Here is a 14,668-nt window from a genome sequence, read left to right as displayed (position 1 = left end):
CTCGAATCCGCGTCGGATCCGACGCGGGTCAGTTCGGCAGGCGACGGCCGGTCTCGGCGTCGAAGAAGTGCACGCGGCTCGGCCGCAGGGAAATCGTCTCGCCCGGCCGCTCGCGCACGCGTTCGCGCAGCACGCAGGTGAGGTCCTGGCCCCCGGCCCGCACCGCCAGCATGGTCTCTGAGCCGGTCGGCTCCACGACGACGACCTCCGCGGCGATCCCCTCGGGCGCGAGGTCGAAATGCTCGGGGCGGACGCCCAGGATGAGCGGCCGACCGTCGACCCCGGAGGGCGCGTCGGCGAGCGGGATCGACAGGCCGGTCTCGGTGGTGAAGGTCAGACGCCCGTTCGCCCGGACCTTGCCGGGCATGAAGTTCATGGCCGGCGAGCCGATGAAGCCGGCGACGAACAGGTTGTCGGGCCGGTCGTAGAGCTCGAGGGGCGGCCCGATCTGCTCCACGACCCCGTCGTGCATCACCACGATCCTGTCGGCCATGGTCATGGCCTCGATCTGGTCGTGGGTGACGTAGATCGTCGTCGTCTTCAGGCGCTGGTGCAGCTCCTTGATCTCGGTGCGCATCGCCACGCGGAGCTTGGCGTCGAGGTTGGACAGCGGCTCGTCGAACAGGAAGACCTGCGGGTCGCGCACGATCGCCCGGCCCATGGCGACGCGCTGGCGCTGGCCGCCCGAGAGCTGGCGCGGGTAGCGGTCCAGCAGGGGAGCCAGCCCGAGGATCTGGGCGGCCTTGTTGACCCGGAGGTCGATCTCGGAGGCCGGCGCCTTCCGGATCCGCATCGAGAACGCCATGTTCTCGCGGACGGTGAGATGCGGATAGAGGGCGTAGTTCTGGAACACCATGGCGATGTCCCGCTCCTTGGGCGGCACATCGTTCACCACGCGCTCGCCGATGCGGATCTCGCCGCCGGAGATGTTCTCGAGCCCGGCGATCATCCGCAGGAGCGTTGATTTCCCGCAGCCCGACGGGCCGACCAGGATCACGAATTCACCGTCCCGGATATCCACCGACACGCCGTGCAGGACATTCGTCGATCCGAAAGCCTTGCGAACCTCGCGGATTCCCACCGAGGCCATGCTTCCTCCCGATCAAGGCCGCTCTGTCGGCGGCTCTAGGACAGCAGTACAAATGAGGGTTCGCGGGAAAGCAAGCCGGCCTCCTGGCAAAGCTGCAGATAATCTTGGATCTGTCAGGCGAGCTCGCTCGGCGCCCGTGACGAGCGCGGCCCGGTGAAACATCCGGCGGGATGAAGGGCGCCGCGGAATGCTATGGGATCGCGCGCCGGCCGCGGTCCCGGAACCGGGCCCGTCGCGCGCGGACATCTCAGGGTCACACATCCAGGGGACATGAGCACATGTCGTTATCGGGCCTGACCGCGCGGGAGATCCTGCCCGCCGACGGATGCCGGGGCGCCCTCGTGGGCCGGGTGTGGCGGCCGGACGTGGCCGGTCCGAGCGTCGTGGCGATCCGCGCCGGCGCGGACGGTGCGGCCCGAATCGTCGACGTCACCGCCGCCTTCCCCACCGTCAGCGACCTGTGCGAGGCCCGAGACCCCGCCGCCGCCCTGCGCGGCGCCCAGGGCGAGGACCTCGGCAGCCTCGACGCGGTTCTGGCCAACACGCCGCCGGACGCGCGCGACGCCACCAAGCCCTGGCTCCTGGCCCCGGTCGACCTCCAGGCCCTGAAGGCGGCGGGCGTGACCTTCGCCACCTCGATGCTGGAGCGGGTGATCGAGGAGCGCGCACGCGGCGATCTCGCCGCCGCGGCGGCGATCCGCGCCGAGGTCGAGCGCCTGGTCGGGCACGACCTGCGCCGGCTGAAGCCCGGCTCGCCCGAGGCCATGGCCCTCAAGGAGGTGCTGGTCGCGCAGGGCGCCTGGAGCCAGTATCTGGAGGTGGGCATCGGCCCGGACGCCGAGATCTTCACCAAGGCGCAGCCGCTCTCGGCCGTCGGCTGCGGCGCGGATGCGGGGCTGCACCCGGACTCGCACTGGAACAACCCCGAGCCCGAGGTGGCGCTCGCGGTCGCCTCCGACCAGCGGATCGTCGGGGCGACGCTCGCCAACGACGTGAACCTGCGCGACTTCGAGGGCCGGTCGGCGCTGCTCCTCGGGAAGGCCAAGGACAACAACGCCTCCTGCGCCGTGGGGCCGTTCCTGCGCCTGTTCGACGACACGTTCGGCCTCGACGACGTCCGCCGCACGACCGTGACCCTCGAGGTGACCGGCACGGACGGCTTCCGGCTGGAGGGCACCTCGCCGCTCTCCGAGATCAGCCGCGACCCGGAGGAGCTGGCGGAGGCGCTGATGGGGAGGACGCACGACTACCCCGACGGCGCCCTCCTCCTCCTCGGCACCATGTTCGCGCCGATCCAGGACCGGCACGGGCCGGGCCTCGGCTTCACCCACGCCGACGGCGACCGCGTCGTGGTGGCGAGCCCGGAGCTCGGCAGCCTCGTCAACCGCATGCGCCGCTGCGACGCCTGCGAGCCCTGGACCTTCGGCGCCCGCGCGCTGATGCGGAACCTCGCCGCGCGCGGGATTCTGTGACAGAGCGGCCACCGGACCGAGCCCCGAGATGATGCCGATGACCGACACCGCCTTCCTCGACCGCCTCGCCGCGATCGTCGGACCGTCCGGTCTCGTCACCGGCGCGGAGCTGCGCGGGCGCTCGGCCAACTGGACGCGCCCGACCGAGCCCTGCGCCGCCCTGGCCCTGGTCCGCCCGCGCAGCACGGAGGAGACCGGCGCCGTCATGGCCGCCTGCCACGCGGCGGGCGTCGCGGTGGTCCCGCGGGGCGGCGCCACCGGCCTCGTCGACGGCACGCTCTGCCAGCCCGACGAGATCACCCTGTCGACCGAGCGCATGACCGGCATCGAGCCGGTGGACCCGCTCGGCATGACGGTGGTGGTCGGCACCGGCGCGACGCTCGAGAGCGTGCAGGACGCCGCGTCCGCGGCGGGCCTGTTCTTCCCCCTCGATCTCGGGGCCCGCGGCTCGGCGACGATCGGCGGCGCGATCTCCACCAACGCGGGCGGCCTGCGGGTGCTGCGCTACGGCATGATGCGCGAGATGGTGCTCGGCCTGGAGGCGGTGCTCGCCGACGGCACGGTCGTGTCGTCGATGCGGCCGCTCATCAAGAACAATACCGGGCTCGACCTCAAGCAGCTCTTCCTCGGCACCGAGGGCACGATGGGCATCGTCACGCGGGCGGTCATCCGCCTGCGGCCGGAGCCCGCCGGCTACGCGACGGCGCTGATCGCGTGCCCCGGGGTCGACGACGGCGCGCGGGTGCTGCGGGCGGCGCAGAGCGCCTTCCAGGGGCGTGTCTCCTCGTTCGAGGGCCTGTGGCCGGACTTCTACCGGCTGATGACGGCACCCGGGCGCGCGACCCCGCCGCTGGGACCGGACTACCCGTTCTACGCGATCATCGAGGTCGAGTGCGTCCCCGAGGAATCGGACCGGTTCCTCGGTCTGCTGGAAGGGCTGATGGGAGACGGCACGATCCTCGACGCCGTGGTCGCCGCCTCGGAGGAGCAGCGCCGCGGCATGTGGCGGATCCGCGACCGCGTCGAGCACCTGAACGCCGACGGGATCGACCGGGCCTTCGACGTGAGCGTGCCGCTCGCGCGGATGGACGGCTACGTCCGCGGCGCGCTCGACCGGCTCGCTGCGATCCCGGGCTGCCGGGCGGTCGTCTACGGGCATATCGGCGACAACAATCTCCACTGGAACACCACCCGCCTCGACGCCGCCGGCAACGCGGCGATCGACGCGGCGATCTACGAGCCGCTGGCGGAGCTGAACGGCTCCGTCTCGGCGGAGCACGGGATCGGGCTCGAGAAGCGGGCCAAGCTGAAGCTGTCGCGCTCGCCCGAGGAGATCGCCGTCATGCGGCTCGTGAAGCGGGCGCTCGATCCGGACAACCGGCTGAACCCGGGCAAGATCTTCTGAGGGCTCCGCCGTGGCGATCCGTCTGGCGGTGCGCCTGACGCCGCGCGGTGGGCGCGACGCCGCGGAGGGCTGGGCCCGGGACCACAAGGGGCAGCCCTACCTGAAGGTCCGCGTCGCCGCCCCGCCGGTCGAGGGCGCGGCCAATGAGGCGCTCGTCGCGCTGATCGCCAAGGCGCTGAAGGTCAGCCGCGGCTCGGTCCGCATCGTGACCGGCGAGCAGAGCCGGCTGAAGATCCTGGAGATCGACGGCGTCGCGCAGGCGGATCTGGATCGCGTGTTCGGTTCGCCGTGAGCGGTCGCCTACGTCTTTGCGAGCGCAGCGAAGCAATCCAGTGTTGCGCGACATCGGAGGCCTGAGGCGCGCCTGGATTGCTTCGCTATGCTCGCAAGGACGGTGAGCCTGAACGTCATCCGCTCTCGGACGATGCGTCCCACCTTCCGCGACGCATCGTCCATCGACTGATCGATCAGAACGCGACCTTGTCGCCGCCCTTCAGCGCCAGCATCTCGCGCGCCTCGTCGGGCGAGGCGACCGCGAGGCCCAGCCCCTCGATGATCGCGCGCACCCGCCGGACCTGCGCGGCGTTGGTCTCGGCGAGCTTGCCCGGACCGTCCCAGAGGCTGTCCTCGAGCCCGACGCGGACGTTGCCGCCCATCGCGGCCGCCATGGCGGCGATGTTCATCTGGTTGCGGCCCGCGCCGAGCACCGACCAGCGGTACTGATCGCCGAACAGACGGTCGGCGGTGCGCTTCATGTGCATCACGTCGTCCGGATGCGCGCCGATCCCGCCCTGCAGGCCGAAGACCGTCTGGATGAACAGCGGCGCCTGCACCAGCCCGCGGTCGAAGAAGTATTTCAGGTTGTAGAGATGCGCGGTGTCGTAGCACTCGAACTCGAACTTCGTCCCGTTCGGGCCGCAGGTCGTCAGGATGTGCTCGATCTGGCCGAACGTGTTGCGGAAGATGATGTCCTTGTTGCCGAGATAGTCCCGCTCCCACTGGTGCTTCAGGTCCTTGAAGCGGTCGAGCATGCCGAACAGGCCGAAGTTCATCGAGCCGAGGTTCAGCGAGGCGACCTCCGGCTGGAAGGTCGCGGCCGGGCGCACCCGCTCCTCGATGGACATGGTCGGCGCGCCGCCCGTGGTGATGTTCACCACGCAGTTCGAGCGCTGCTTGATCACCGGCAGGAACTTGACGAAGGCCTCGGGTGTCTGGTCGGGCTGGCCGTTCTCCGGGTTGCGGGCGTGCAGGTGCACGATGGCGGCGCCGGCCTCGGCGGCGCCGATGGCGGCGTCGGCGATCTCCTCGGGCGTCACGGGCAGGTGCGGCGACATGCTGGGCGTGTGGATCGCGCCCGTCACCGCGCAGGTGATGATGACTTTCCGCTGTGAGGCCATGCTCAGTCCTTCCGTGAAGCCTTGTGGGCGCGGAGCGCCGCCAGCCGCGCGTCGCGGCGGTTCATGCGTGCGGGCAGATCGGTCGGCGGCTGCCACTTGGCCAGGATCGCCTCGGTGGCCGGCGCCTCGTAGACCGAGGGCGGAGCCGGGTCGGCGGCGAGGCTCTTGTAGAAACCGGTGTAGCGGGCGCAGTAATCGGCGATGCCGCCGGGCGCGTTGAGCTCGATCGTCTCGAACGGACCCATGAAGCTCCAGCGCAGGCCGAGGCCGTCGGCCACGGTCTTGTCGAGGTCCTGCGGGGTCACGTAGCCCTCCGAAGCGAGGCGGAACGCCTCCGCCAACAGGGCGCCCTGGAGCCGGTTGAGGATGAAGCCCTCGATCTCCTTCAGCACGGTGATCGGGACCTGCCCGATCTGCTCGTAGACCTGACGGGCCCGCACCAGCGCCTCGGGCGCCGTCCACGGCGCGCCGGAGATCTCCACGAGCGGGATCAGGTGCGGCGGATTCACCGGATGGCCGACCAGGCACCGGGCCCGACCCGGCAGATCCTCGGTGAACAGGGAGCAGCGGATCGCCGAGGAGGACGAGGCGATGACGGCCTCCCGCGGCGTCGCGGCGTCGAGGTCCGCGAAGAGGCTCCGCTTCACCTCCAGCCGCTCCGGGCCGTTCTCCTGCACGAAGGCGACGCCGTCGAGGGCCGCCGCGAGGGTGCCGGCCGCGCGAATGTGCTCCGCGGCACCCGCGGGGTCGGCGCAGAGGTCGTTCGCCGCCAGCGTTCGCAGCCCCTCGGCGCAGAGCGGGATCGCGGCCTCGGCGACGCCCGCCGCGGGGTCGAACAGGCGCACGTCCCAGCCGGCACGGGCGAAGATCATCGCCCAGGCCCGGCCAATCAGGCCGGCGCCGACGATCGCGACGCTCTCGGTCATAGCCACAGCACCTTCCGCCTCAACTCCTGATCCTCGCGCAAGAGACGCGACTCGCCCGTCCACTGCACGCTGCCGCGCTCCAGGGCCACGGTCCGGTCGGACAGCGCCAGGGCGAGGTCGAGGTGGTGGTCCACCAGGATGATCGCGATCTCCCGGCGCAGCCGGTCGAAGGCCTCGAACAGCTCCTCCGTCACCGCCGGCGACAGGCCTTCGAAGGGCTCGTCGAGGAGGAGGAGTCGCGTGTCCCCCGAGAGGGCGCGGGCCACCGCCACCATCTGCTGCTCGCCGCCGGACAGGCGGGCCGCGTCGACGGTCCAGCGCTCCTTCAGGCGCGGGAAGAACTCGAGGACCTTCTCCTCGTCCCAGTGGATGCCGGCGCCGGTGAGCCGCCGCAGCCGGCCGAGGCCCAGATTCTCCGCGACGGTCATGCCGGCGAACAGCGCCCGCCCTTGCGGGACGTAGCCGATCCCGAGCCGGGCAATCCGGTCGGGCGACAGGCCGGCGATGTCCTGGCCGGCGAGCACGATCCGGCCGGCGGCCGGCGGCGCGGTGCCGATCAGGGTCTTGAGCAGAGTCGACTTGCCGGCCCCGTTGCGTCCGAGGAGCGCCACGACCTCGCCCCGGCGCACCGCCAGGTTCACCCCGTTCAGAATGTGCGACTTGCCGTAGAAGGTGTCGACGCCCTCCATGGCGAGCAGCGTCTCGGCCTCGGCGGCGCTGGCGCGCGGCTTCGCGGCGATCGCCGCCGTGCCCGAGCCGAGATAGACCGCCTGCACCCGCTCGTCGTCCCGGGCGTCCGCGACCGAGCCGTCGACCAGCACGGCGCCGTCGGCCATCACGGTGACGCGGTCGGCGAGGCGGAAGACGCGGTCGATGTCGTGCTCGACGAGGAGCACCGGGATGTCGGCCGAGAGCGCCTTGATCAGGTCGCCGACCCGCTCGCGCTCGGCCGCCGCGAGCCCGGCGAGGGGCTCGTCGAGCAGCAGCACGCGCGGCCGCGTGGCCAGGGCCAGCCCCATGTCGAGGAGCCGCTGGCCGCCGTAGGACAGGCTGCCGGCCTCGGCCCGCTCGATGCCGGACAGGCCGGTCCAGCGCAGCAGCTCGGCGGTGTCGTCGGCGATCTCCCGGACGGCCAGCGCGTCCCGCCAGGGGCTGAAATGCGCGGCGTGCCGGGCCTGCACCGCGAGGCGGACGTTCTCCTCCACGGAGAGGCCCGGGAACAGGTTGGTGATCTGGAACGAGCGCCCGATCCCGGCCCGGGTGATGGCGTGCGGCTCCAGGCCGGCGATCTCGCTTCCGTCGAGGCGGATGCTGCCGCCGCTCGGGCGGAACATCCCGGACAGCAGGTTGAAGGCGGTGGTCTTGCCGGCGCCGTTCGGCCCGATCAGGGCGTGGAGCGTCCGGTCGGCGACCGCGAAGGACACGCCGCGCACCGCCTTCACGGGCCCGAAGCTCTTCCGAATCTCGTCGGCGACCAGCACCGGGCCGTCACCGCGCCCCTCCGCGATGAAACGGGCCGGGACGCGGCCCGAGGCGCCGGCGCGGCGGGCCGACATGGCCGCGCCCTCGGTCGGGACGCGCCGGAACGGCTTGAGCAGCCGCGCCACGATGCCGACGAGCCCGTCCGGCGAGAACACGATGAAGGCGACGAACAGCAGGCCGAAATACAGCAGCCAGTCGGCGGTGTAGATCGACAGGAACTCGCGGAAGAGGATGTAGAACAGCGCGCCGAGCGCCGGCCCGAGGAACGAGCGCATCCCTCCGATCACCACCATGGCGAGCAGCTCGCCCGAGAAGGCGATGGAGATCGGGTCGGCCGAGGTGAAGCGGTGACTGTAGGCCGCGAGCGCCCCCGCCAGCCCGGTGATCGTCGCCGAGATCACGAAGGCCGCGAGCTTGTAGCGGTTGGTGGCGTAGCCGAGGAATCCCGCGCGCTGCTCGTTCTCGCGGATCGCCACCAGGACGGTGCCCATGGGCGAGCGCCGGAAGCGCCACAGGGCGATCAGGACCGCGAAGGCGATCCCGGACACCGCGGCGTAGTAGGCGCCGGGCTCCTGCAGCGCCGCCCAGCGGTGCAGGTTTCCGATGCCGTTCTCGCCACCGGTGAGGTCGGTCCAGCGGAACGCGATGGCGTAGAGCATCGCCGTGAAGGCGAGTGTCAGGAGCGAGAAGTAGACGCCCCGCCGCCGCAGGATCAGGCCGCCGGCGGCGAGGGACGCGAGCCCGGTGATCGCCAGGGCGCCGAGGAGCGGCAGCGCCATGTCGCCGGGGAAGAGGCGCGTCTGGAGGATCGCCACCGCGTAGGCGCCGATCCCGAACCACGCCCCGTGGCCGAACGAGGTGAGCCCGGTCCAGCCGACCAGGATGTTGAGGCCGAGCACCGCCAGGGCGAAGATCACCACGTCGGTGGCGGTGATCAGCGTCAGGCCGATCGCGTCGAGGGCGAAGGGCAGGACGATCAGGGCGGCGAGCGCCGCCCAGAGCTGGCGGCTCTCGCGCAGGATCAGGCCGCGCTGCGGCAGGGCGAGCGGCAGCGGCTCGGCGGTTCCGGACATGGGACGCTCTCCGCTCACTCGAACCGGGCGATGTGCTCGCCGAACAGGCCGCGCGGGCGCAGCAGCAGGACGAGCACCATGAGGGCGTAGACGGCGGCCTCGGTGGCCGGTGGGTAGGCGTAGGCGGTGAGGCCCCGGACCACGCCGACGATCAGCGCGGCGAGCACCACGCCCCAGAAGGAGCCGAGACCGCCGATCACCACGACCACGAAGGCGAAGGTCAGGATCTCGGCGCCCATGGCGGGCTGCACGCCCGTGACCGGCGCCATCATGGTCCCGGCGAGCGCCGCGAGCCCGACCGCGATCGTCACCACTGCGGTCATGTAGGGCCGGAGCGAGATGCCGAGTGCCGCGACCATGTCGGGGTTCTGCACGCCCGCCCGGACCACCCGCCCGAAGCTGGTGCGGGTCAGGAGCAGCCACAGGCCGGCGACGCAGGCGAGGGCCACGACGAGGATCGAGAGCCGGTAGCGCGAGTAGATCAGGTCGCCGATGAAGACCTGCCCGCGCAGCCACAGCGGAATCCCGAAGGGCACCGGCGCCGCCCCGAAGGCCATGCGCAGCGCCTGCTCCGCCACCATCGCGAGCCCGAAGGTGAGCAGCAGGCCGAGCGTCGGGTCGCCGCGGTAAAAGCGCCGGAGCAGGAACCGCTCGATCAGGAGGCCGAGCACCGCCACCGCGAGCGGCGAGGCGATGAGCGCCCCGCCGAAGCCGATGGTCGGCGTCAGCAGCACAGTCATGTAGGCGCCGATCGCGTAGAAGGCGCCGTGGGCGAGGTTCACGATCCCGCCGAGGCTGAAGATCAGCGACAGGCCCAGCGCGATCAGCAGGTACTGCACGCCGATCAGCAGGCCGTTGAGCACCTGCTCCAGGATGAAGACGAGCTGCATGGACGCCTCACGCCGGGAAGGTGCAGGCGTTCTCGTCGCGGGTGGTGGCGAGCACTTCCAGGCTCTCGTCCGGACCGGGCAGCGGTCCGGTCGAGGTGAAGATGTCGTAGGGGTTCTTGACCTGATCCGCCGGCAGGGCGGTGATCGCGAACATCTCCTGCATCAGTTCGTGGTCCCAGGGGCGGAAATAGCCCTCGCGGACCTTGGCGATGTCGAATTTCGCCCCCGATTCCAGGTGCTCCACGACCTTGATCGACTCGGTCGATTTGAGCTCGTTCATCGATTGCGCGACGATCTTCATCGCCGTGTAGTCGCCCCAGCCCTGGTTCTCAGGCGGCTTCTTGTACTTGGCCTTGAAGGCGGCGACGAACTTCTTCGCCGAGGGCGAGTCGATCTGGTGGTGCCAGATCACCGGCCAGGTGCCGAGGAAGTTCCCCGGCCCGGCGCCCCAGGCGAGCGCCGTGTCGAAGCCGAAGCCGGCGACCGGGAACGGCAGGCCGAACTCGCTGTACTGTTTCAGGAAGTTGGTGATCTGCGCGCCCGCGAGGTTGCAGATCACGAGGTCCGGCTTGGCCTGACGGAGCTTGAGCAGGAACGGCGAGAAGTCGGTGAGCTCGGTCGGGATCAGATCCTCGCCGACGAGGGTGGCGTCGTTGGCGGCGAAGTACTTCTTGGCCTGCTTCAGGAGATCGTGGCCGAAGGCGTAGTCGGCGGTGAGCGCGTAGACCTTGCGCCCCTTGATCAGGCCCCGGTCCAGCAGTGCTCGGCCGCAGGCCCGCACCATCATGGTGTTCTGCGATTCGACGTGGAACATGAACCGCTTGCAGTCGGAGCCGCGCAGCGCGTCCGAGTTAGCGCCGGTGTTGATGAACAGGATCTTCTCGCGCTGCGCGACCTGGCTGATCGCCAGCGCCGAAGCGGAGTTGATCTCGCCGACGAGGCAGGCGACGCGGTCACGCTGGACCATGCGCTCGGCCTTGGCCGAGGCGGTCTGCGGGTTGACGCTGTCCTCCGACAGGAGCTCGACCTTCCGGCCCGCGATGCCGCCGGCGGCGTTGATCTCCTCCACCGCGAGCTGGGCCGCCTGCACGGCGAACTCTCCGAGCGGCCCGAGGAAGCCGGTCCGCGGCGTGAGGTGACCGATCCGGATCACCTCGGACTGTCCCTGGGAGAGCGCCGGGCTCGCGAGGGCCGGCGCGAGGAGCGCCGCGCCGCCGGCGCGCAGGAGGCTGCGGCGAGAAAGGGAATTCCCGTACCGGTCCGTCATCGTTCCGCTCCCGTGCGTGTCCTCCAGCCGGGTTGTTGTGGCGAGCTCTGACGGCCCTCACCCGAACTGTGATCACAGATCACTAGCGTGATAGTGCCGGATCCGTCTAGTGTCGGCATATGAATTCCACTTTGGCGCTGGCCGACCTGCCCCAGCTCGAGCGGCGGACCCTGTCCGACACCGTCTACGAGGCCCTGTCGGATCTGCTCGCCTCGGGGCGGCTGGCGCCGGGCGACCGGTTGTCCCTTCGGCAGAGCGCCGCGGCCCTCGGCGTCTCGGTCATGCCGGTGCGCGAGGCGGTGAGCCGGCTCGCGGCGGACGGCGTGCTGGAGGTGGCGCCGAATCGCGTGATCCGGGTGCCGGTCATGGGCGCGGCCGCGTTCCGGGCCCTGGTCGAGACCCGCATCGCGGTCGAGGGGATCGCGGTGGCGCGGGCGGCCGAGCGGCGGACGGGGGCCGAGCTCGCGGCGATCCGGAGCGCCGAGACGGCCTTCCGGGCCGAGGCCGAGGCGGCGGAGCCCGACAGGGCGCGCGCCGTCCAGCTCAACCGCGACTTGCATTTCGCCATCTACGGCGCCTGCGGGCTGGCACCCCTGCAGGAGATCATCGCGCGGCTCTGGCTGAAGGCCGGCCCGGTGATCAACCTGGATCTGCGCGCCCACCCGGAGCGCCTCCTCCAGGGCTTCGCTCTGCGCCGGCACGCCGAGGCCGTTTCGGCCATCGAGATCCGGGACGGCGCGGCGGCCGCGGCCGCGATCGCCGCCGACATCCGGGAAGCCGCGGAGTTCATCTTGACCCGCGGCGGATTGCGGGACGTTCAGGGAGAGGATTGATCATGGATCTGGGGATTGCCGGCCTGCGGGTCCTGGTGACGGCGGGCGCTGCCGGGATCGGCCGCGAGATCGTCGACGCCTTCCTGGACGAAGGCGCGCGCGTCTTCGCCTGCGATATCGACACGGACGCCCTGGCCGCGCTGCCGGACACCGTCGGGCGCAGCCGGACCGACGTCGCCGACCGCGACGCCGTCACCGCGATGATGGACCAGGCGGTCGAATTCCTCGGCGGCCTCGACGTGCTCGTCAACAATGCCGGGATCGCCGGTCCGACCGGCCGGGTCGAGGAGATCGCCCCCGAGGAGTGGGACCGCTGCCTCACGGTCTGCCTGACCAGCCAGTTCAACTGCGCGCGCCTGGCGGTGCCGCACCTGCGCCAGAGCGCCAACGCCTCGATCGTCAATCTCTCCTCGGCCGCGGGCAAGTTCGGCTTCGCCCTGCGCAGCCCCTACGCGGCCGCCAAGTGGGGGGTGATCGGCTTCACCAAGTCCCTGGCGATCGAGCTCGGCGGCGCGGGGATCCGGGTGAACGCGATCCTCCCGGGTCTCGTGGCCGGGGATCGCCAGCGCCGGGTGCTCGAATCGAAGGCCCAGCAGCAGGGCACGAGCTTCGCCGACATGGAGGCGCGGGCGTTCTCGTTCGTGTCGGTGAAGGAGTACGTCACGGCGCGGCAGCTCGCCGACCAGATCCTGCTGCTCTGCTCGCCGCGCGGCCGGACGATCTCGGGGCAGGCCATTTCCATCGATGGTGACACCCGGATGCTGTCCTGAAATTAATCCAGCGCCGGAGATGCTGCGGCGGATCAATCCTCAGAGTATTGCAAGATCGAGCTCAGGGCGCCGCGACCGCGGTCGCGACGCCCGCCGCGGTAGCGGAAGACACGAGCCGGACCGCCAGCGCCGGCCCGAGGATGCGAGGAAGCGACCATGAGCGACAAACGCCGGATCACGCCCGCCGACCTGCGCTCGAAGGCCTGGTTCGACAACCCGCACAACCCGGGCATGACCGCCCTCTACCTGGAGCGCTACCTCAATTACGGGCTGACGCCGGAGGAGCTGCGGTCGGGCAAGCCCCTGATCGGCATCGCTCAGACGGGTTCCGACCTGGCGCCCTGCAACCGCCATCACGTCGAGCTCGCCAAGCGGGTGCGGGACGGCATCACGGCGGCCGGCGGCGTCGCCTTCGAGTTTCCCTGCCACCCGATCCAGGAGACCGGGAAGCGGCCGACCGCGTCCCTCGACCGGAACCTCGCCTACCTGTCGCTGGTCGAGGTGCTGTACGGCTACCCGCTCGACGGCGTCGTGCTGCTGACCGGCTGCGACAAGACCATGCCGGCCTGTCTGATGGCGGCGGCCACCGTCAACATCCCGGCGATCTCGCTGAACGTCGGACCGATGCTCAACGGTTACTTCCAGAAGGAGCTGACCGGGTCCGGCACGATCGTCTGGAAGACGCGCGAGCGGCATGCCGCCGGCGATATCGACTTCCAGCAGTTCATGGACATCGTCGGGTCGTCGGCACCGTCCACGGGCCACTGCAACACGATGGGCACGGCCTCGACAATGAACGCCCTCGCCGAGGCGCTCGGCCTCGCGCTGCCCGGCTCGGCGGCGATCCCGGCGCCCTACCGCGAGCGCGGCCAGGCGGCCTACGCCACCGGCCAGCGGATCGTCGAGATGGTCTGGGAAGACCTCAAGCCCTCTGACATCCTGACCCGCGAGGCCTTCGAGAACGCGATCGTGGCCAACGCCGCGATCGGCGGTTCGACCAACGCGCCGATCCACATCAACGCCATCGCCAAGCATATCGGCGTGCCGCTGAGCTGCGACGACTGGGAACGGGTCGGGTTCGAGATCCCGCTGCTCGTGGACATGCAACCCGCCGGCCGCTGGCTCGGCGAGGAGTATTTCCGCGCGGGCGGCCTGCCGGCGGTCTTCGCCGAGCTGATCGAGGCCGGGAAGGTCCACGAGGGTGCCCTCACCTGCAACGGCCGGACCGTCGGCGAGAACTACCGCGGGCGGCACAGCTGGAACCGCGACGTGATCCGCGCCTACGGCGAGCCGCTGATGGAGCGCGCCGGCTTCCTCAATCTCAAGGGGAGCCTGTTCGATTCCGCGATCATGAAGACCTGCGTGATCTCGGAGGAATTCGCCGCCCGCTACCTGCGCAATCCGAACGATCCGATGGCCTTCGAGGGGCGGGTGATCGTGTTCGACGGTCCCGAGGACTACCACACGCGGATCGACGACCCGGCGCTCGACATCGACCAGAACACCATCCTGATCATGCGCGGGGCCGGACCGATCGGCTATCCCGGCGCCGCCGAGGTGGTGAATATGCAGCCGCCCGGCGCCCTGATCCGACGCGGCGTCACCTCGCTGCCCTGCATCGGCGACGGCCGGCAATCCGGCACCTCCGGCACGCCCGCCATCCTGAACGCGTCTCCCGAGGCGGCCGTGGGCGGCGGGCTGGCCCTGCTGCAGAGCGGCGACCGCATCCGCATCGATCTCAACCGCCGGAGTGCCGACATCCTGCTCCCGGCCGAGGAGATCGCGCGCCGGCGCGCGGATCTGGCGGCGCGCGGCGGATATCCCTACCCGGCGACGCAGACGCCCTGGCAGGAGATCTACCGCGATCAGGTCGACCAGCTCGACCAGGGCATGGTGCTGAAGGGCGCGGTGAAGTTCCAGAAGGTCGCGCAGGCCTCCGGGGTGCCGCGGGACAACCACTGAGGCCGTTACCGGAACCCGCCCGACGGGCGGCCGCGGGGCTGCGACGGCCCGTCGGGCGAGGTTCGCGGCAGCCCGCGAGGCCGACCGCGGAACCGGGCCCC

The 14,668-nt window shown here is 70.9% G+C and carries 12 protein-coding genes; 6 read left to right on the top strand and 6 right to left on the bottom strand.

Going from position 1 to position 14,668, the window contains the following annotated elements; genetic code table 11:
* Positions 1-28 precede the first annotated feature (28 nt).
* Entirely contained in the window at positions 29-1,090 is a 1,062-nt protein-coding gene (locus tag ACX9MN_RS10650; protein ID WP_489724379.1) for an ABC transporter ATP-binding protein, read from the bottom strand.
* Between the two features lie 278 nt (positions 1,091-1,368).
* Here ACX9MN_RS10650 and ACX9MN_RS10645 point away from each other — a divergent pair, with 278 nt between their 5' ends.
* Genes ACX9MN_RS10645 through ACX9MN_RS10635 form a run of 3 tightly spaced genes read left to right on the top strand, consistent with a single transcriptional unit; the run spans position 1,369 to position 4,259 of the window.
* Positions 1,369-2,562, top strand: coding sequence for a fumarylacetoacetate hydrolase family protein (locus tag ACX9MN_RS10645; protein WP_489724378.1), 1,194 nt, complete (start codon positions 1,369-1,371; stop codon positions 2,560-2,562).
* A 37-nt stretch (positions 2,563-2,599) separates the two neighbouring features.
* Entirely contained in the window at positions 2,600-3,967 is a 1,368-nt protein-coding gene (locus tag ACX9MN_RS10640; RefSeq protein ID WP_234082416.1) for an FAD-binding oxidoreductase, read from the top strand.
* A gap of 10 nt (positions 3,968-3,977) precedes the next feature.
* Positions 3,978-4,259: a DUF167 domain-containing protein gene (locus ACX9MN_RS10635; RefSeq protein ID WP_489724377.1), complete on the top strand. Its 282-nt coding sequence runs from the start codon at positions 3,978-3,980 to the stop codon at positions 4,257-4,259.
* A gap of 175 nt (positions 4,260-4,434) precedes the next feature.
* On the opposite strand, the gene kce is transcribed toward ACX9MN_RS10635, so the two are convergent.
* From kce to ACX9MN_RS10610, 5 genes are read right to left on the bottom strand one after another with little or no spacing between them, the layout of a single operon-like run.
* On the bottom strand, positions 4,435-5,364 hold the full coding sequence (gene kce, locus ACX9MN_RS10630) for a 3,5-dioxohexanoate:acetyl-CoA acetone transferase (protein WP_489724376.1): 930 nt from the start codon (positions 5,362-5,364) through the stop codon (positions 4,435-4,437).
* Between the two features lie 2 nt (positions 5,365-5,366).
* Positions 5,367-6,290, bottom strand: coding sequence for a 3-hydroxyacyl-CoA dehydrogenase (locus tag ACX9MN_RS10625; RefSeq protein ID WP_489724375.1), 924 nt, complete (start codon positions 6,288-6,290; stop codon positions 5,367-5,369).
* On the bottom strand, positions 6,287-8,845 hold the full coding sequence (locus ACX9MN_RS10620; RefSeq protein ID WP_489724374.1) for a branched-chain amino acid ABC transporter ATP-binding protein/permease: 2,559 nt from the start codon (positions 8,843-8,845) through the stop codon (positions 6,287-6,289). Before ACX9MN_RS10620 ends, ACX9MN_RS10625 begins: the two co-directional genes overlap by 4 nt.
* A gap of 14 nt (positions 8,846-8,859) precedes the next feature.
* Positions 8,860-9,735 (bottom strand): branched-chain amino acid ABC transporter permease, encoded by an 876-nt coding sequence (locus tag ACX9MN_RS10615; RefSeq protein WP_056528459.1) that lies wholly within the window; start codon positions 9,733-9,735, stop codon positions 8,860-8,862.
* A gap of 7 nt (positions 9,736-9,742) precedes the next feature.
* Complete coding sequence (locus ACX9MN_RS10610; protein WP_489724373.1) at positions 9,743-11,002, bottom strand: ABC transporter substrate-binding protein; 1,260 nt, start codon at positions 11,000-11,002, stop codon at positions 9,743-9,745.
* A 119-nt stretch (positions 11,003-11,121) separates the two neighbouring features.
* Between ACX9MN_RS10610 and ACX9MN_RS10605 the strand changes: the two genes are divergently transcribed.
* The 3 genes from ACX9MN_RS10605 to ACX9MN_RS10595 all read left to right on the top strand — a co-directional run bounded on the left by ACX9MN_RS10605 (position 11,122) and on the right by ACX9MN_RS10595 (position 14,567).
* Complete coding sequence (locus ACX9MN_RS10605; protein WP_489724372.1) at positions 11,122-11,835, top strand: GntR family transcriptional regulator; 714 nt, start codon at positions 11,122-11,124, stop codon at positions 11,833-11,835.
* Positions 11,836-11,837: 2 nt separating this feature from the next.
* Entirely contained in the window at positions 11,838-12,605 is a 768-nt protein-coding gene (locus tag ACX9MN_RS10600; protein ID WP_489724371.1) for an SDR family oxidoreductase, read from the top strand.
* Between the two features lie 156 nt (positions 12,606-12,761).
* Positions 12,762-14,567 carry an IlvD/Edd family dehydratase gene (locus ACX9MN_RS10595; RefSeq protein WP_489724370.1) on the top strand — a complete coding sequence of 602 codons (1,806 nt, stop codon included), beginning with the start codon at positions 12,762-12,764 and terminating at the stop codon, positions 14,565-14,567.
* The last annotated feature ends 101 nt before the right edge of the window (positions 14,568-14,668 follow it).

The organism is Methylobacterium sp. 1A (assembly GCF_058072805.1).
This window is presented reverse-complemented; position numbering and strand designations above follow the sequence as displayed.

Bases quoted from the DNA above. Each gene is read 5' to 3' on its own strand.
- ACX9MN_RS10615 (WP_056528459.1), bottom strand. From the start codon at position 9,735: ATGCAGCTCGTCTTCATCCTGGAGCAGGTGCTCAACGGCCTGCTGATC.
- ACX9MN_RS10640 (WP_234082416.1), top strand. From the start codon at position 2,600: ATGACCGACACCGCCTTCCTCGACCGCCTCGCCGCGATCGTCGGACCG.
- ACX9MN_RS10620 (WP_489724374.1), bottom strand. From the start codon at position 8,845: ATGTCCGGAACCGCCGAGCCGCTGCCGCTCGCCCTGCCGCAGCGCGGC.
- kce (WP_489724376.1), bottom strand. From the start codon at position 5,364: ATGGCCTCACAGCGGAAAGTCATCATCACCTGCGCGGTGACGGGCGCG.
- ACX9MN_RS10605 (WP_489724372.1), top strand. From the start codon at position 11,122: ATGAATTCCACTTTGGCGCTGGCCGACCTGCCCCAGCTCGAGCGGCGG.
- ACX9MN_RS10610 (WP_489724373.1), bottom strand. From the start codon at position 11,002: ATGACGGACCGGTACGGGAATTCCCTTTCTCGCCGCAGCCTCCTGCGC.
- ACX9MN_RS10595 (WP_489724370.1), top strand. From the start codon at position 12,762: ATGAGCGACAAACGCCGGATCACGCCCGCCGACCTGCGCTCGAAGGCC.
- ACX9MN_RS10625 (WP_489724375.1), bottom strand. From the start codon at position 6,290: ATGACCGAGAGCGTCGCGATCGTCGGCGCCGGCCTGATTGGCCGGGCC.
- ACX9MN_RS10650 (WP_489724379.1), bottom strand. From the start codon at position 1,090: ATGGCCTCGGTGGGAATCCGCGAGGTTCGCAAGGCTTTCGGATCGACG.
- ACX9MN_RS10645 (WP_489724378.1), top strand. From the start codon at position 1,369: ATGTCGTTATCGGGCCTGACCGCGCGGGAGATCCTGCCCGCCGACGGA.
- ACX9MN_RS10600 (WP_489724371.1), top strand. From the start codon at position 11,838: ATGGATCTGGGGATTGCCGGCCTGCGGGTCCTGGTGACGGCGGGCGCT.